Origin of the sequence: Lysinibacillus sp. RC79, assembly GCF_041262405.1 — a bacterium.
GTDB lineage: Bacteria > Bacillota > Bacilli > Bacillales_A > Planococcaceae > Lysinibacillus.
This window is the reverse complement of sequence record NZ_JBGCCD010000006.1, coordinates 158632-176128: the sequence shown is the minus strand read 5'-3', so window position 1 is coordinate 176128 and position 17497 is coordinate 158632. Positions and strand designations below refer to the sequence as shown.

The 17497-nt window shown below is 39.2% G+C and carries 16 protein-coding genes; 5 read left to right on the top strand and 11 right to left on the bottom strand.

The features are described 5' to 3' along the window. The first annotated feature begins 258 nt into the window (after positions 1-258). Positions 259-1896, top strand: coding sequence for a PucR family transcriptional regulator (locus ABH968_RS08520; protein ID WP_370043601.1), 1638 nt, complete (start codon positions 259-261; stop codon positions 1894-1896). On the opposite strand, the gene ABH968_RS08515 is transcribed toward ABH968_RS08520, so the two are convergent. From ABH968_RS08515 to ABH968_RS08470, 10 genes are read right to left on the bottom strand one after another with little or no spacing between them, the layout of a single operon-like run. Then, positions 1885-2712, bottom strand: a complete 828-nt coding sequence (locus ABH968_RS08515) for an ABC transporter permease (RefSeq protein ID WP_370043599.1) — start codon at positions 2710-2712, stop codon at positions 1885-1887. The two genes, ABH968_RS08520 and ABH968_RS08515, sit on opposite strands and share 12 nt — an antisense overlap. 14 nt (positions 2713-2726) lie before the next feature. Next, on the bottom strand, positions 2727-3668 hold the full coding sequence (locus ABH968_RS08510; RefSeq protein ID WP_370043598.1) for an ABC transporter permease: 942 nt from the start codon (positions 3666-3668) through the stop codon (positions 2727-2729). Between the two features lie 17 nt (positions 3669-3685). Next, entirely contained in the window at positions 3686-5233 is a 1548-nt protein-coding gene (locus tag ABH968_RS08505; RefSeq protein WP_370043597.1) for an ABC transporter substrate-binding protein, read from the bottom strand. Between the two features lie 18 nt (positions 5234-5251). Further along, the gene (locus ABH968_RS08500; protein ID WP_370043596.1) at positions 5252-6223 is read right to left on the bottom strand and encodes a P1 family peptidase; all 972 of its coding nucleotides are present in this window, start codon (positions 6221-6223) and stop codon (positions 5252-5254) included. Between the two features lie 33 nt (positions 6224-6256). After that, positions 6257-7234, bottom strand: coding sequence for an ABC transporter ATP-binding protein (locus ABH968_RS08495; protein WP_370043595.1), 978 nt, complete (start codon positions 7232-7234; stop codon positions 6257-6259). Then, positions 7209-8237, bottom strand: coding sequence for an ABC transporter ATP-binding protein (locus ABH968_RS08490; RefSeq protein ID WP_370043594.1), 1029 nt, complete (start codon positions 8235-8237; stop codon positions 7209-7211). Before ABH968_RS08490 ends, ABH968_RS08495 begins: the two co-directional genes overlap by 26 nt. Positions 8238-8252: 15 nt before the next feature. Then, complete coding sequence (locus tag ABH968_RS08485; RefSeq protein ID WP_370043593.1) at positions 8253-9707, bottom strand: aldehyde dehydrogenase family protein; 1455 nt, start codon at positions 9705-9707, stop codon at positions 8253-8255. A 10-nt stretch (positions 9708-9717) separates the two neighbouring features. Next, positions 9718-10464 carry an SDR family NAD(P)-dependent oxidoreductase gene (locus tag ABH968_RS08480; protein ID WP_370043592.1) on the bottom strand — a complete coding sequence of 249 codons (747 nt, stop codon included), beginning with the start codon at positions 10462-10464 and terminating at the stop codon, positions 9718-9720. 1 nt (position 10465) lies between these two features. Further along, the gene (locus ABH968_RS08475; protein WP_370043591.1) at positions 10466-11554 is read right to left on the bottom strand and encodes a tartrate dehydrogenase; all 1089 of its coding nucleotides are present in this window, start codon (positions 11552-11554) and stop codon (positions 10466-10468) included. Then, positions 11551-12783 carry a M20 family metallopeptidase gene (locus tag ABH968_RS08470; protein ID WP_370043590.1) on the bottom strand — a complete coding sequence of 411 codons (1233 nt, stop codon included), beginning with the start codon at positions 12781-12783 and terminating at the stop codon, positions 11551-11553. The genes ABH968_RS08475 and ABH968_RS08470 overlap by 4 nt, the downstream gene beginning before the upstream one ends. An 894-nt stretch (positions 12784-13677) precedes the next feature. Between ABH968_RS08470 and ABH968_RS08465 the strand changes: the two genes are divergently transcribed. The 4 genes from ABH968_RS08465 to ABH968_RS27835 all read left to right on the top strand — a co-directional run bounded on the left by ABH968_RS08465 (position 13678) and on the right by ABH968_RS27835 (position 15892). After that, positions 13678-14067 carry a barstar family protein gene (locus ABH968_RS08465; RefSeq protein ID WP_370043589.1) on the top strand — a complete coding sequence of 130 codons (390 nt, stop codon included), beginning with the start codon at positions 13678-13680 and terminating at the stop codon, positions 14065-14067. A 263-nt stretch (positions 14068-14330) separates the two neighbouring features. Beyond that, entirely contained in the window at positions 14331-14636 is a 306-nt protein-coding gene (locus ABH968_RS08460) for a hypothetical protein (RefSeq protein WP_370043588.1), read from the top strand. 511 nt (positions 14637-15147) lie between these two features. Beyond that, complete coding sequence (locus ABH968_RS08455) at positions 15148-15642, top strand: GNAT family N-acetyltransferase (RefSeq protein ID WP_370043587.1); 495 nt, start codon at positions 15148-15150, stop codon at positions 15640-15642. Positions 15643-15697: 55 nt separating this feature from the next. Then, a complete protein-coding gene (locus tag ABH968_RS27835; protein ID WP_483308121.1) occupies positions 15698-15892 on the top strand; it encodes a DUF6980 family protein in 195 nt (64 codons plus the stop codon). Between the two features lie 477 nt (positions 15893-16369). On the opposite strand, the gene ABH968_RS08450 is transcribed toward ABH968_RS27835, so the two are convergent. Then, entirely contained in the window at positions 16370-17494 is a 1125-nt protein-coding gene (locus ABH968_RS08450; protein WP_370043585.1) for a conserved virulence factor C family protein, read from the bottom strand. Between the last annotated feature and the right edge of the window lie 3 nt (positions 17495-17497).

Genomic DNA, 17497 nt, shown 5'->3' with positions numbered 1-17497 from the left:
AAGAATACCTTTTTAAATACAGCGACCATAAAAATTGTCAAAGTGAACTCCTTCCCTTCACTATTTTAATGATGATATAGCAAGCCTACGTTCATTGTCTTTAATTGTAATATGATCGCTCCACGCCATACATCTGTCCGCCTCTATCCCCGAGAACCCTTATTCAACTAATTTACTCTATTATTCTAGTTAATGTTGAAAATTTCTGATTAATCTAACATAATTATTAAAGTACATTCGAAGGGTAGGTGCTTATTTATGTCGAAACATCCTCTACTTGTACGTGATGTATTAAAGCGAAAGCATTTTGAATCTGCCAAGCTAATCGCAGGACAACAAGGCCTAAATCGACAAGTACTATGGACACATATTTTAGAAATAAAAGATTTTGATACTTTAATAAATGGCGGTGAGCTCATATTAACAACCGGTGTAGGTTTACAGTTAGAGCGTGAAACACAAATTGCTTACTTACAAAACCTTATTCGTAACGGTGCTGCAGCTCTTTGTATTGAGATTGGTGATTATTTTAATTATGTCCCTGCAGAACTAGTTGCAATGGCTAATGCTCATGATTTTCCTATCATCATTTTTGAAGAGGTTGTAAGATTTATCGATATTACGCAGGATCTACATACTTACATTATTAATCAGCATCAGCAAGCATTAACACAGCTTGATACGATATCAAGGACTTTTATGGAATTGTCGTTAATGCCAAATGGGATTTTAAAAATTTTACAGGTGCTTCATCAAGATACAGATGCATTATTTTTATTTGTCTCTGAAGATACAAAAAGCTTTTATTATCCAATAGAAGCCAAAAAGTATTTACAACTTATGGAGGACCACTGTCAGCAACTAGAATTACATGAACCCATACAACTACTGTCCATTGATAAAGATCATTTCGTCATCATTCCAGTCAACGGACTTGGACAAGTATGGGGCTATTTATGTATGCGTTCTGCACTGCCGAAACCAAGTGATTATACATTGTTAAACCTTGAACGTGCAACGATGTCTATTGCCCAAATATTAATGCGTAATCGAATGCTACAGGAACGGCAGCAAAGTCGTGAGGATGAATTTATCCTCGCCTTAATACAAGGAGAACCCATTGATCTTCAGTATTATCAAAGTTATTTGCCGATGGAAAGTCGCAACTTATTTTATCGCGTAGTCGTGTTTAATATGCTTGATTATGTCAATACCTTTTCAGAGGAAGACTGGCAAGAAATACAGCTACAAAATGTCATGTTTGTTCGCTCCATCCTAAAAAAACTTGGCTTTTTCCCTACCGTTTCGGTTCGCCAGCATGAAATTATTATCCTTGCATTTTACATTGCTGCAGATGATATTAAGATAAATATTGACTCTTTTAAACAAGCTATACAGCAGATTATTACTCGAAAAACACCACAGCTTTTCGAGCAAATAACCCTTACCTTTGGTATTAGCAATGTTTATCAATCCATTAACAGCGTACAGCAAGGCTATAAAGAGGCAAAAACAACCATTCAAATGCAACACAATGAACTTGCTTCTTCTATTTACTACAAGGATTTAGGTGTTTACAGATTGTTATTACATCAGGATCATGCTGCCCTTTTGCAATACGTTAAAGATTATTTACAAGAAATACTGTTGATTGATCAAAAGAATGGTAATGACCTTTATCAAACGCTCTGTGTTTATTTAGCATGCAATGGTGCTAAAAATGATACAGCTGAACAATTATTTATTGTCCGTCAAACACTCTATAAACGAATTGAACGACTAGAAAATATTTTAGGAGCTGACTTTTTACAGGCCCCTCACCGTCTCAATATAGAAATAGCGGTGAAGGCCTATGAATTATTGAAAAAAACAGCACCAGATATTTTACGCTTTTGAACGTGGATCCATAAAATCACGTAACGCATTGCTAAGCATATACAAGCCTAATACAAGTACTGTAATGGCTCCACCTGGCGCATAAGTGTACCAAGGGGCTCCAACTAAATAAGCTTGTGAATCTTTTAACATTCGTCCCCAACTAGGGTTTGGTGGCTGCACGCCAAGCCCTAAATAACTCAGTGCTGCCTCCGCAAGCATCGCAGTTGCAAAGGTTACAGTTGCGGCGACGATAATCTGCGATGAAATATTGGGTAAAATATGACGAAACATAATGCTATAAGGTTTTACGCCGATTAGCTTTGCTGCTAAGACATATTCAGTGTCACGATGTTGGACGAATCCACTACGTGCAATTCTAGCAATGGCCGGTATGGCAATAATGCCTAATGCAATAGCTGTATTAACAATCCCTGGTCCAAATACCGCAACGAGCATTAAAGCTAATATAATTCCTGGAAAGGCCATTAATGCATCCATCATGCGCATAAAAATTTCATCGATCCAGCCTCCTACATACCCCGCTATACCCCCAATTAAAATACCAAAAATTGTTCCGATAAATACTGTCAGTAGACCGACTGTAAAGGCCGTTTGTGTTCCTTTCATAATACGGCTAAAAATATCACGACCAAATTCATCCGTACCAAAAAAATAATCACTACTTGGGCTACGTAATTTTTGAGGTATATTCATCGAGTTCACATCATGCGGTGTATAAAAAAAGCTGATAATCATTACGATTAGAAAACCGACAATGACTAGTAGACCAATGATTAAATTGATATTTTTCATGTACCTTTGTATATTTTTCATCGTATCCACCTCGCTCATCGTAATCGGATTCTAGGATCTAACACAGAATATAAAATATCGACCATAAAATTGATCATGACCACTGCAACAGTAATATACATTACGATTCCCTGTACTAATGGAAAATCACGATTACTAATAGCCGTGATGAGGAGTTGACCAACACCTGGGAGTGAAAATACTTGCTCCACAATAATCGTTCCAGCAACAACTTCAGCCATGATTAATCCAAATACCGTTAATATTGGAATCATCGAATTTTTTAAGACATGCTTATACATAACATTTTGCTCAGACATCCCTTTACTGCGAACCGTACGAACATAATCGAGCTGAACTTGCTCTAAAATAGCCGTACGAACATAGCGGAAATTGACCGCAATTTGTGGAATCGCAATTGTTAACGCTGGTAGAACGAGCGTACTTAACGCTCCTGCTACACTTTGCGTCCACGGAATATACCCACTTATTTTAAAGAAGCTGAACTGCATGCCAATATATAAAATGAGTATCATGCCAAGCCAGAAAGAAGGAATGGCCATGCCAACTTGCGTCACTGTCGACAACGACACATCACTGAGCTTATTTTGTCTTCTCGCCGCAAACATCCCCAAGGGTAAGGAAATGAGTAACACGATTAATAGGGTGAGCCCAGCCAATGACATCGTTACAGGTAGTCTGTCAAACAGTAATTCTTTTACTGGCATTGAAAAACGAATGGAATTTCCTAATTCCCCTGTCAATAATCCCTTCATCCAATCTGTATATTGCTCATAAAGGGGGCGATTCAAGCCAAGCTCTGATCGCAAATTTTCAATTTGTGTGGGATCCGCTTCAGTGCCTAACATTGTCCGAACCGGATCACCAGGTAAAATTTGAAAAACACCGAATGTAATTATCGACACTAGAAGGATGGTTATTATTAACAGGATGAATCGACGTAATATATACATCATCTAGCGCTCATCCCTTTCTAGTCAGAAAATTTAACCTCAGACATATCATGGAACCAGAACGGGTAGCTCTTTAATCCAGTAACTTTTTTATTGGAACCCCAAACAATCTGATAATCTGCGATGTAAACCGCTGCTGCTTGCTCAGCTAAAATTTCCTGTGCACGATGGTAATAATCAATTTGTTTTGCCTGATCTTTTTCCTTTAAAACGTCTGCCATAATTTTGTCGTATTCATCATTTTTAAATTTGAAGAAGTTTTCACCATCATTTGTTGAAATGTAATCATTTAAAATTTCATAGGCAGATGCACGACCTGTTAAATCGATCGTTGTCATTTGATAGTCGCGACCAAAGTAAACTCGATCTAGCCAAATGCCCCATTCTACAACCTCAATTTCCACATCAATACCGATTTCCTTTAAATTAGCCGCTACGATTTGCGCGATATTTGAATACATATCATTATGCGAAGACACTGTAATTTTTGTTTTAAAGCCATTAGGATAGCCCGCTTCTGCTAATAATGCTTTGGCTTTTTCCACATCACGCTTATACATATTTTCTAAGCCTTTCTTTTGATAGTCCCCCATCGCTGGACTCATATTTGAACCAAGTGGTACCGCATAGCCTGCAAACACTGAGTCAATAATATCGGACTTACTAATAGCGTAGTTCATTGCTTGACGTACCTTTACATTATCAAAAGGTGCTTTCGTTTCATTAAATGTCACGATTAATGATGAGTTATTGTTTTGATGAGATAAGCTATAGTTATTTTCTACTTCACTTACGCGCTGCCAAGGTACACTCGTTAAATCGACTTCATTGGCCATTAAACTCATAATCGCCGCTTGATCATCCGATTGGAAGGTAAACGTCACTTTATTCAAGTATGGTAACCCTTCCTTCCAGTAGTGTTCATTTTTCTTCAATTCTAAATTAGTACCTGGAGAGTATTTTACATAAGCAAATGGTCCAGTACCTATTGGGTTTTCATTATGCTTTCCATCATTGCTTTTTGGTAAGATGGCTGATTGTCGAGCAGTTAATGAATATAAGAAGTTGGAATTCGGCTCCTTTAGCTTGATCACAAATGTATTGGCATCTGGTGCTTCCGTTGACGCAACATTATCAAAGCTGTTTGACATCTTTTCGCCACCGCTTTTCCCCATTAAACGATCAAATGAATACTGAATATCCTCAACAGTTAAATCCTCACCATTATGAAATTTCACACCTGGACGAATTTTGAATGTATATGTTAAACCATCCTCAGATATGTCATAGCTTTCGGCTAGCCCTTCTTTTAAAGTACCATCAGTTTCTGGTGCCATCAGTCCTTCAAAAATATTGAGAATCATTTGGTACGATATAGATGCTGTTGCTTTATGTGGATCTAAAAAATCTGGATCATCATTCACACGTACTACGATTTCTTGAGGTAAATCTGCTACTGACTTTCCACCAGAACTTGCATCTTTTCCGTCATCACTTGAACAGGCACTTATTAGTAAACCTACTATCAATATCAACAACAGCATCAACCAATTGTTCTTCAGCCTCATGTCATTTCCCCCTATCCCCTATGTGTTCATTATTTGAATGCTTTTAAAGCTTTCTATTTCAGCTAATTTATCAGCAGCTTTAATGCCAGCAATGATTGCTTCCTCCATAGCTCTTGTAGCCAAATGGCCCAAATAGTCAACTGGATATGTTTTATCTCCTGTACCTAGCACGAAAATCGTATCTCCATCCAGCATTGTGTGAACAGGATAAATCGTCCGTGCGAGAGCATTTTGTGTAAGCTGGGCTATTTTTTTCGCCTCTGCTTTTGTCAGCCTGGCATTCACTGCAATGACACCGATTGTCGTATTCGTACCCGACAATCCTTCCGATTGCACATACTCCTCTAAATAAGTACAGCAATCAATCCATTCCCCTGTTTTTAGATCCCTTGCACCTGCTAGCGTTTCTCTTGTATTAGGATCTTTTACATCCCCAACAGCGTTGACAGCAACTATGGCGCCAACTACAACACCCTCTTTGCCAGCTATAGAGGCACTACCTAGCCCCCCTTTCATACAAAATTGAGGACCTGCCAATTTCCCTACAGTCGCTCCATAACCAGCTCCTGTATTACCATTTGCAAATGGACCAACAACCGCACTCCTAGCCGCTTCATAGCCCATTGGAGCAGTAGGTCTTGTCTTTGGATCACCGATAAATAGATCGAACAGTACAGCACTAGGAACAATTGGAATGGTAGCAACACCTGCATCCACACCAATACCCTGTTCCTCTAAAAATTGCATTACTCCTGTCGCAGCATCCAATCCGAATGCACTTCCTCCGGACAAGCAAATCCCATGTACATGATCAATTTCATTAATAGGATCAAGTGCATCAGTCTCTCGAGTGCCTGGTGCTGAGCCTCTTACATCGACACCGCAAACTGCACCATCTTCCACTAAAATCGCTGTACATCCAGTAATGCCTTCACTATTTTCTGCATGCCCAACCTTAACTCCTGGCACATCTGTAATATTTCCAAACATAATACACACCTCACAGAAGACTAAATTTTCAGTTTATTTATCATATAAAAAGCATGCTACCCGTTGATGTTTATTTTCTTCCTGAAGTACAGGTCGTTCCTGATGGCATCTTTCCATCACATATGGACAACGTGTATGAAACACACAGCCTACAGGAGGATTCATAGGGCTTGGCAATTCTCCCTGTAACGATATTTCTTGTTTCGGTTTATCAAAATCGATAACTGGAATGGCTGATAGCAGTGCCTGCGTATATGGATGCAGGGGATTCGCATATAATTCTTTCTTCGCACCAATTTCCACTACCCTCCCTAAATACAACACAGCCACTCGATCGCTAATATGTTTCACAACACTTAAATCATGTGAAATAAATAAATAGGTCAAATGAAATTCATCCTGTAAATCCATCATTAAGTTCAAGACCTGTGACTGCACCGAAACATCTAGTGCAGACACAGGCTCATCCGCAATAATGAACTCTGGATGAATAGCAAGAGCCCGCGCAATCCCGATTCGTTGTCTTTGGCCGCCGGAAAATTCATGCGGGAACTTTTGCATAGCATCTTCTGGTAGACCAACCTTTTGTAAAAGCTCCTTTACACGTTCTTTGCGTTGCTCTTTCGTTAATGTTAGTTGCAGCTTCATCGGCTCTTCGATTATGGCACCTATTCGCATACGAGGATTGAGTGATGCAAAAGGATCCTGAAAAATCATTTGCATTTGATTACGATAGGTTTGCAGCTTACTTCCCTTTAACTGCTGAATGGGCTGTCCTTTATAGAAAATTTCTCCCTCGGTCGGTTCTATGAGTTTTAAAATAGTTCGCCCAAACGTAGATTTTCCGGAGCCGGATTCTCCTACGATCCCAAGCGTCTCGCCACGGAAAATTTCAAGAGAAATATCATCGACTGCTTTAATGACCTTTTTCTCTTCCTTCATTGACTTACGTTTCACAGGAAAGTAGGCTTTTAAATGATTAATTTCAAGCAAAACTTCTTTCTTCGTCATGATCAAGCGCCCCCTTCTCCGTAAATAAATGACAGCGCACTTTATGCTCGTCTTGAATATGGATTACCTCTGGCTGCACCTCATGGCATTGTTCCATCGCAAATGGACAGCGTGGTGCAAAGCGACAGCCCTCTGGTAACGCATAAGCTGGTGGAACAGTGCCTGGGATTGACGGCAATCTTTTAACATCTGCGTCTAGATTAGGCATTGTTTTTAAAAGAGCAGTTGTATACGGATGCTTTGGATTCATAAAAAGCTCTCGCACGGGTGCTTCTTCTACGATTTGTCCAGCATACATGACCATAACGCGATCTGCCGTTTCTGCTACAACGCTCATATCATGCGTAATAAATAATATAGCCGAATGATGTTCTTCCTTCATCTTCATCATAAGATTTAAAATTTGTGCCTGTACGGTTACATCAAGTGCCGTTGTCGGCTCATCCGCAATCAGCAGCTGAGGATTATTGGACATTGCAATCGCAATCATGACACGCTGGCGCATACCACCTGATAATTGGTGCGGATATTCAATAATCACCTTTTCTGCATTGGCAATACCAACTTCTTTTAAAAGCTGTAGTGATTTCTCCCACGCTTCTTTTTTTGAAATCCTTTGGTGTCTACGAATTCCTTCCATCATTTGATTACCGATTGTAAAAACTGGATCTAATGATGTCATTGGCTCTTGAAAAATCATACTAATTTCATTGCCTCTTATAGTGCTCATCTCTTTATTTTTATAGTCTAAGAGATTTTTACCATTCAATTTAATCGTACCAGCTGAAATTTCTCCTGGAGGTATGGGCAATAATCGCATAATTGATAACGATGTAATACTTTTACCGCTTCCAGACTCACCTACAAGCGCAACCGTCTCTCCCTTACGAATCGCAAAGCTCACATCATCAACAACTTTCGCCTGCTGACCATTTTTTAAATGGAATTTTATTTTTAAATGACTTACCTCTAGGAGCACTTGTTTTTCTTTTGGCTGTTCCATATGCATACCTCCATCTCATATTTGATTTGGTAGTGCATAGCGAATTGCGATATTTTTCATTTGCGTATAATTTCTCAACGCGACAAAACCTTTTTCTCGACCAATGCCGCTCTTTTTATAGCCACCAAACGGCATTTGAATTCCGCCTGCTGCTCCATAGTTATTAATAAACACTTGTCCTGCTTGCACTCGACTTGCGACATAATGAGCAGTATCTATATCCTTTGACCATACACCTGCAACTAAACCGTAGTTTGTACTATTCGCTAAGGCAATTGCTTCCTCAACCGTCGTAAATGTCAATACAGTCAACACCGGTCCGAAAATTTCCTCTTGTGCTAGTGCATCATTAGCTTCTACCCCTGCAAGTATTGTTGGTTCAACATAATAGCCTTTTTCATAGCCTTCAATCGTCAGTGTTTCACCACCAGTGACCACATAACCATCTTCCTTCGCCTTTTGCAGCAGTGTTGAAATCTTCGTATATTGTCGTTCATTTAGAAGTGGACCCATATCAACGTCTGCCTCACCCGGACCAACTTTCAATGCTTGGAATTTTTGCACTAATCGTGTCATAAATTTTTCTTTGGCACTCTCTTCAATTAGGAGTCTGGCCCCTGCCGAGCATGTTTGTCCGGCATTCTGAATAATGGCGCGTACAACTCCATCAAGCGATTGCTCCATGTTGGCATCCGCAAAAACAATATTCGGAGATTTTCCACCAAGCTCTAACGTTACAGGTACAACATTTTCAGCAGCTGATTTCATCACCGCAATGCCTGTTGGAACAGAGCCTGTGAACGTAATATGATTGATATCAGGATGAGATGTTAAATACGGCCCAACATCACGACCTAAACCTGTAATATGCTGAAAAATACCTCTTGGCAATTTATCCGCAAACCATTCCGTTATGGCATGTGTAGTTAATGGCGTATCCTCAGCACTTTTGACAATTACTGCATTGCCAGTAGCAATTGCAGCTGCTACACTTCTTGCCGTAATTTGAATAGGATAATTCCAAGGCACGATATGTACGGTAATTCCGACAGGCTCTAATACTACCGCATTTAAAATACCGTCTTCAATGGGAATCGTATCTCCCATTACTTTATCAGCAGCTCCACCATAAAACTCAAAATAGCGTGCTGCCGCTTCAATATCCGCTCTCGCTTGTGTTAACGGCTTTCCAACATCACGACATTCTAATAAACTCCATTCCTCTGCATGCTTGCGTATATAATGGGCGAATTCAACAAGTAGCTGTCCTCGTTCATAGGCCTTTATTTTCCGCCACTCTTCACTTTCAAACGCTACACGTGCAGCACGTACAGCCTCGTCGACATGAGTTTTACTCGCATTCGTAATCTGGGCAATGACTTCACCAGTAGAGGGGTTCATAACATCTACTACTGCCTCCATACTAGCGTGAACCCACTCACCATTTATAAACATCGGAATTTTTTTCACCTTATCCCTCCTAAAGTCCACGACCACCGTCTACATGTAATGTCGTTCCTGTAACCATACTCGCTGCATCAGAGAGTAAATAACTTACTGCTCCTGCAATGTCTGATGGATCTACTAAGCGTCCAAGGGGGACCGATTGAACAAAGACACTTTGCTTTGTTTGCTCGATGTCTGCTCCTTGTGCCGTAAATTGACCGAGCATCTGTGTATCAGCTGGCCCTGGATGAATCGTGTTAACACGTATTTGGAACGGTGCTAGCTCTATAGCCAAACCACGTGTAAAGCTCTCTGCCGCCCCTTTAGAAGCAATATAAGACTGCAAACCTGGGCGTGGACGTACAGCAGAAATGGATGCGATTGTTACAATTGAGCCCTTTTGGCGCTCTTTCATATAAGGAACGACTGCCTTTGTTGTAATAAATAAGCTTTTAACATTGACATCCATTAACCGATTCCACTCGTTCATCGTTACTTGCTCAATCGGTGTTGCTGCCTGTGCTATACCAAGTGCATTAACAAGTCCATCAATCCGTCCATACTTGTCAAAAACCTGCTTGAATACTTCGTTCACACGCTCCTCTTGCAAGACATTAACTTCAAAGCATTGCAAGGCATCCTGCGCTAAATTGCTTAGAGAAGCTACAGATAAATCGAGCCCTACTGCAATATTGCCCTTTGCGAGCTGCTCCTGAATAATGGCTTTTCCCATACCACCGCCAGCACCTGTGACGATGATGACCTGTTGTTCTACTGCCATGCTATACACCCCTTGCCGCTAAATTCATTTTGATAATTTCCTGACAAATCGCATCACCCATTTGTGCCGTTGTCGCCTGTCCACCAATATCTGCGGTTTTCACGATACCTTCTCGAAGTACCGTCTCAATCGCATGAACAATTAGCTCTTCTAAATCCGATCTCCCAATATGTCCAAGTAACAAAGCAAGTGACCAAATTTGTGCGATTGGATTTGCTATGCCCTTTCCTGCAATATCTGGTGCTGACCCATGCACAGGCTCAAACATAGACGGGAATTCCTTTTCTGGATTTAAATTAGCTGACGGTGACAACCCAAGACCACCAACAATGGCTGACCCTAAATCTGATAAAATATCTCCGAATAAATTGGAGGCAACAACAACCTGAAAATCTTGCGGTCGCTCCACGAAATAGGCTACTAAAGCGTCGATATAGATAGATTCTAGCTCTAATGCTGGTGAGCTTTGTACAAGAATTCTCTTAGCATGCTCATCCCAGAACTTCATTGAATGAATAATAGCATTCGATTTTGTCGCACTCGTAATTTTTGTTTTGCCATTTTCATAGGCATAATCACAGGCGGCTTGGACAATTTTTTCAATTCCGATACGTGTCATAATCGTGTTTTGAATCGTCATTTCCTGCGGTTGATTATGATAAATTCGACCACCACTATCGGAATATTCACCCTCGGCATTTTCCCGGAAGATAACAAAATCAATATCCCTTCCGTTGGCAAGCGGTGAAGCTATGCCAGGTAGAGATTTAATCGGCCGGAAATTAACATATTGCTGGAAGCTTTTTCGTATCGGCATAATTAATTCCCATACTGTCACGTCATCTGGAACACGAGCATCTCCAATAGCCCCGAATAATATCGCATCATATTCATTCAATATCTCTAATGCATTGTCTGGCATCATCCGACCGTGCTTGAGGTAATAATCTGAACTCCACGGAAAAATTGTTGTTGCTAATTGTAAAGATGAATCATGTTCCTGAAGAGAATTTAGTACCTTTAGTGCTTCCTCCATAACTTCCTTTCCAATGCCATCGCCAGGAATGACTGCGATCTTTGTGAGAGTCATAGTACATCACCTGCTAAAAACTTTAATGCTGCTAAACGATAAATGGCTGTTGTTTCTGCTAATTCTTCGATATCGACATATTCGTCAATTTGATGGGGAATATCACGATCCCCCGCTCCAACGGTAACTATCGGTACTCCATGCACATGAAGGAACGTTCCATCAGTAGCCCCTGGGACGCCGTTATATTTCGGCTCTTTTTCCGTTACCTCAGCGACTGCCTCATAAATGGCTTGTACAACAGGATCCTCCTTCGCTGTTGCTGTTGCAGGACGGTTATCAAGCACTGTTAGCTCCACTTTAAAATCCGGATCATCTGCTTGCAGACGCTTAATAATTGCCTCGATTTTACCGAGAAGCTCATCATGATCCTGTGCAGGTACAGTACGAATATCAAGCGTCGTCATACAATGATCAGGAATCACATTAATTTGTGCATCCCCTTTTACGGGTGCTCGTAAAATCGTTGGTGTAATAGATGGCCAATTAAGCATCGGATCACGCCCTAAACGTGTTTGCTCTTCTTTTTCCAACTTTTCAAGCTCCACGATAAAGCGTGCCATGCGCCAGTTCGGGTTAATGCCACTCCAAGAAATTGCACCGTGCGCCATTTTACCAAAGATATCTACTTTCAAGCGTATTGCCCCACGTTGTGCGATACAAACATTATTTTCCTCTGGCTCACAGATAATCGCCCCGTCCACATCATCTGCCCAGCCATTTTTTATAAAATGTTTAATACCAAGCATCAGTCCTTCTTCATCACATGGAATACATAAAATAATCTTGCCTGTAAATTCTTCCTGATCCAGTAACAACGACTGACAAGCTGTAATCATACACGCAAGATTTCCTTTTGTATCATTTGTGCCTCGGCCATACATTCGACCATTAATAATTTCTGCACCGAATGGATCGTACGTCCATGATTCCCGATTTCCTTCAGTAACGACATCTGTGTGTCCTTCAAAGAGCAGTGTTTTTCCTGGCTTACCCGAATCAATAATACCAATGACATTCGGCCTACCTGGCACTACCTCCTCTATATGTGTTTCAATCCCGATATCACGTAAATATTGAGCGACAAAATTCGCGACTTCTTGTTCATTGCCATTTGGATCATCTTCTCGGTAAACGCTTTCTATCCGTACTAGCTTTTGTGTAAGCATAATAACTGCTTCTCGGTCACGCATATAAGATTCAGTTATCTTTAAATTCGTTACTGTCATTCAAATGCCTCCTTGTTTTATAGAATATTCTAAAGATCAATTATGCCTCGGCATAATTGCGTCCGGAATCGGCTTTGTGCTTAGGCCTGCAGGATGCAGGTCAGTTAGCCGTTATCGCATGGATGCGATGATTTTAGGCTAACATCCTTTAAGAACTCCTTTCCGATTCCATGACATCCGCCGGAGGCTTTGGGCCAACATGATGTTGGTCACTCAGTCGTTGCCACAGGACGTGGCGTTCTTAGACTGAGTTCCTCTATTTTAGCAGGTGTTTGGACACCTGCTAAAAGAAGTTAAATCATTTTAACATTGTCCTATTAGATAAGTATTTGACACTTTGTTAATAATATATAGAATGCTATTAACTTTTTGTTTAGTAGTAAAAAACTAGAAAACAACAAAATTATCTACTTTATGTTATTTTTTGATAAAAGGAGGAGCTATATTAACAAACACACTTCTTTTTTGAAAAATATACTAAAATGGAATAACTGTCCCATTATCATAACGTGGGGTTGATTTCCGTTCCGGCTGGGCGCTTTGTTGTTGCTGTCGCTACGCTTTCGCACAGAGCAAAGCTTACTGGGGGCGTCCGATGAGCCGCTTGGGCAACAGGATGTTGGTCACGAAGGCGTTATCACAGGATGTGATGGTTTTAGCCTTCGTTCCTCTACCGCTGATCCCCGAGGAGTCGCCCAGCCTCCACTACAATCAACTTATTCGCATGACATAGGTTTTATCAAAATGTCATCTCATTTTTCGGTGATAAAAAATAAATAACTTTTAGTTTTAAGCTGTTTTCGAAAAGATTGTTGCTATTCAACTGACGGAGCAGGTTAGTACAGCGAGGAAGTATGATAAAATCAAACATACTATGCATTTAAGGTGGTTAAAATGAATAAAGTTTTTGTCGTAGATGGAAATAATTTTTCAAGATTTAAGGAATTTTGTAAGGAGTTTTCGAGAGTTGTTCTTTCTGGAAAGTATGAGTGGAGCGGAAACCTCGATGCATTTAATGATATTTTGTTTGGTGGTTTTGGTGAAATTGAAGTCGAGGAAAAATATACAATTATTTGGAGAAATTCCGATAAATCTAAAAGTGATTTAGGATATGAAGAAACAATAATTAAACTTAATGAAAAGTTGAAAAAATGCCATCCAAGTAATGAAAAATATGTACTACAAGAAATAAAGGATGCGAAAATGAACAAGGGTCCAGCTATATTTGACTCAATAAAAGAAATAATCCTTGATAACGAAAATGGAACATTGATATTAGAATAATCCTTATTAAAGTAAACGGTGCTTTAGTACAAGATTGGTAGAGCTTTCAGGTAGCTCTTTTTTCTTATTCAACTCCCATGAAAGAACTTAATCATCTTTCATTATCTGTGGTGAAGTGCTGATTTTAGCGATTCATGGATGGCTAACGGTGCAGTTTAGTTGAAGAATGTTTTTTAACTTGTTGTTCAACAATCGGGCCATTTTGCTGAACAAATTATGCTAAAGTTGAAATAATTGTAAGGCAAAAGAAGGGAGATTCTAATATGGGTTTAGCTTCGGAAATCGCTCGCACTTTACTACCTCTTGCAATAGTAGGTGGAATTGCGGTATTCGTAATTAAAAGAATGGAACGTAAATATAAGAAAGGCTCCTTGGGTAAGAAAAAATCAAAAGGCGCTCAAAATTTATTAGATAGTTTAATACCATTGGGAATGTTGAGTGGTTGTGTTGTTGGTATACTCCTTAGCATATTTTCCCCAATCTCTTTACTTTCTGCAATTACTTTAGGAGCTGGAATAGGTTTCTTATTTGGATACTTTGCTTATGAAATTTATAGCAAAAAAGAATAAAGATTTATAAAGTATACAAAATAAACGTTAATAACGTTCCCAAATGAAAGTTTGGGCGCACATTAAAAAGCCACGAATGTTGTGAAATGAACGTTCGTGGCTTATCTTATGAACATTGTTTATGTGTTGTTTTATGCACTTTTGTTAAAAGTCAGTCATAGCAAAGGTTTTGAAGCATTTGAATTAATGTTGCACCATCGTCTTTGATGAATAAAATCGTGTATAAAAATTGAAGTCTTATCGTTGTAAATCCGCATAAATCTGACGAGCCCCCTTATTGAAGTAACGTAGTGCTTTACTTGAAGATCATTGAGTTGCATAGGTAGCTCTTTTTTTCTTTATTGAACTCCCATGAAAGAACTTAATCATCTTTCATTTTCTGTGGTGTAGCGCTGGTTTTTGCGCTACATGGATGGCTAACGGGGGCAGTTTAGTTTCAGAAGAATAGAGGTTTTGATAACCTTAATGTCGAAAAGAATGTATAACCGCATAAAACAGAAGGAGAGGTACTTTGAAAAAAATTAGGGAAGCAACAAAAGAGGATATGATAGAAATTTATAAGATGGGCTATGATGTTTGGGGAGATAATCTGCCATATGAAGAATATATAACTTTGTGCCAGGCTTCCAATAAGTATAAAAAGGGAAAGTGGTACGTTCTTGAAGCAACAGATACAAAGCAACTATTAAGCTCCCTCATCGTATATGAACTAAATCTTTCTGAAGACCAAATTGTAAAAGGGATTGGTTCAATCGCTACTCCTTTATATTTAAGAAAAAAAGGATATGCTTCTTTATTGGTCAAAGAAACGATAAATAAACTAGAACAGGAAGAAAACTGTAACAACTTTTTCCTTTATAGTGATATTGGGATAGAATTTTACAAAGGATTAGGTTTTATTGTACTACCTAATGATAGTCAAAAATATAAAGACAGTGTTTGTATGTATTACTCAAAAGAAAATGATATCGACTCCATATCACTTGATATCCCCGATTACTTTTAAAGCACTTCCTTATTAAAGTAACGGGTGCTTTACTTAAATAAGGGGAAATGAAATTATGAAAAAACATTGTTGTGAGGATATGACTTTTCATGCAAGTTTCAAGTGTGAAATACATGAGAATCCGTTTGAATGTCCTGATAAAATAATCATTTTTTATGAACAGAATAATGACTACGGTTTGATAATACATGATGGTGGGAAGTCGATTATTAGCATTGATTTTTGTCCTTGGTGTGGTTCGAAACTTTGAATTTTAAATACTTCCTTCTTCAACTATCGGGTGCTTTTATTGAAGAAGAAGATAGCCAAACCAGAAGTAACAAACTTTGAGAAAACAGTCTAGTTTTAAAAACATTGTGCTGCTACTACATTTGAAAGATTTAAGACAAATTGGAACTTCCTAAAGAAATGAAGTCATGCAAGCGACTTCCTTATCGTCATTTTGCCAGCTGGAAAAGGAAGCCATATAGAAATAAGATTTGCACTTGTACAAGGGAAAAAAGTGTATCTTTATTCACTAAATGAAGATGTATACAATTTCGAAACAACAAGTTTGTTTTATCATTTATCAGAGGTTGATATTTTTATTGGAACATTAGTAGAGAATTTTACTTTTTACCAAAAGCAACAATAAAAGAAAACCAGCGTCTCTGTTGAACTACATTCATAGCAGAGAGCTGGTTTATTTCTTTATCCCCATTTACGGGTCACTGATTAAAGTTTCAATTTATTGCTGGCGAGACTCTGTCATTTGCTTCCAAACAGAACCTTTTGCTTCTTCACCCTGTTCGATGCGGGCAATCGCCATTTTTACTTGTAGCTTCACTTCAAACTCTTTATCTTCTGCAGCAGCCTTTAATGCTGCTAATGATTTCTCAGTACCGACCTCATATAAGTACATGGCTGCACGCCAACGAACAAGTTTGTTTTTATCCTGTAATGCCTTCTGCATCGCATCTTCAAACTCCACGAAGCCAAGATCACTCATACAATCTCCTGCAGTTCGACGTACCGCTGCACTTTTGTCCTGTAATGCCTTTTCCAAATATGGAACAACTGCCACATCTTCAATCATTCCTAAATAAACGGTTGCCAGTCGACGGATAGACATTTGCTCATCTTGTAACGCCAATTCTAAAAGTGGTAAATCATCTAGCTCTGGATCTGCCATTTTGTCAAGCAGTTGGAAACGTTTTTCCCATTCCGGTTGCTTAAACTGTTCAACAGTAATTTTTAGCTTAGTTTGCTTCTCAATAGTTTTCTCAGAATCATTAATCATTGCGACAATCTCTGCTAAACGTTCTTCAGAATATGTTACATCGATTTCCTCTTTTACTGCTTCCGCAATTTCCTCAAGCTCTCCATAACGTACGCCATAGTCAATCCACTTACGTTGGAAAATATAATTTTCATCAACTACTGTCTCGATAATTTTATTGAAAGCTTCCACAAAGCGCTCACCACAGCTTACACGGTGCTCACGTTGATTATCAAATACCTTTACTTGAAGTGGTACTTGCTTATAAAACTGCACATGAACGTACACTTCACCATAAAATTCATTGGCTACTTGTTCTGTGTTTACTTCATGTACATCTTCACCTAACACTTGACGAATGCTTGCTAAAATACCTTCCCATGCATACTTTGCGTTACGCTCAACAGCGAAGAAATCTGCTACATGATAAACACCTTTAACACCTTCGATTGCTAAAATCGCTGCTACTTCACCAGTTGCTTCATCTTTATTATCCTTTGTAAAATTATAGCTTTTGCCAAAAGGTAACTCTGTATCAACGACAATCTTCATAGAATTAGGGCTTGGTGTCGGTTCAATTGTAATAATCTTCATGTC

What these genes read in the sequence shown, in the direction of transcription:
- ABH968_RS08520 (WP_370043601.1), top strand. Translation starts at nt 259, where the DNA reads ATGTCGAAACATCCTCTACTTGTACGTGATGTATTAAAGCGAAAGCAT.
- ABH968_RS08515 (WP_370043599.1), bottom strand. Translation starts at nt 2,712, where the DNA reads ATGAAAAATATACAAAGGTACATGAAAAATATCAATTTAATCATTGGT.
- ABH968_RS08510 (WP_370043598.1), bottom strand. Translation starts at nt 3,668, where the DNA reads ATGATGTATATATTACGTCGATTCATCCTGTTAATAATAACCATCCTT.
- ABH968_RS08505 (WP_370043597.1), bottom strand. Translation starts at nt 5,233, where the DNA reads ATGAGGCTGAAGAACAATTGGTTGATGCTGTTGTTGATATTGATAGTA.
- ABH968_RS08500 (WP_370043596.1), bottom strand. Translation starts at nt 6,223, where the DNA reads ATGTTTGGAAATATTACAGATGTGCCAGGAGTTAAGGTTGGGCATGCA.
- ABH968_RS08495 (WP_370043595.1), bottom strand. Translation starts at nt 7,234, where the DNA reads ATGACGAAGAAAGAAGTTTTGCTTGAAATTAATCATTTAAAAGCCTAC.
- ABH968_RS08490 (WP_370043594.1), bottom strand. Translation starts at nt 8,237, where the DNA reads ATGGAACAGCCAAAAGAAAAACAAGTGCTCCTAGAGGTAAGTCATTTA.
- ABH968_RS08480 (WP_370043592.1), bottom strand. Translation starts at nt 10,464, where the DNA reads ATGGCAGTAGAACAACAGGTCATCATCGTCACAGGTGCTGGCGGTGGT.
- ABH968_RS08475 (WP_370043591.1), bottom strand. Translation starts at nt 11,554, where the DNA reads ATGACTCTCACAAAGATCGCAGTCATTCCTGGCGATGGCATTGGAAAG.
- ABH968_RS08470 (WP_370043590.1), bottom strand. Translation starts at nt 12,783, where the DNA reads ATGACAGTAACGAATTTAAAGATAACTGAATCTTATATGCGTGACCGA.
- ABH968_RS08465 (WP_370043589.1), top strand. Translation starts at nt 13,678, where the DNA reads ATGAATAAAGTTTTTGTCGTAGATGGAAATAATTTTTCAAGATTTAAG.
- ABH968_RS08460 (WP_370043588.1), top strand. Translation starts at nt 14,331, where the DNA reads ATGGGTTTAGCTTCGGAAATCGCTCGCACTTTACTACCTCTTGCAATA.
- ABH968_RS27835 (WP_483308121.1), top strand. Translation starts at nt 15,698, where the DNA reads ATGAAAAAACATTGTTGTGAGGATATGACTTTTCATGCAAGTTTCAAG.
- ABH968_RS08450 (WP_370043585.1), bottom strand. Translation starts at nt 17,494, where the DNA reads ATGAAGATTATTACAATTGAACCGACACCAAGCCCTAATTCTATGAAG.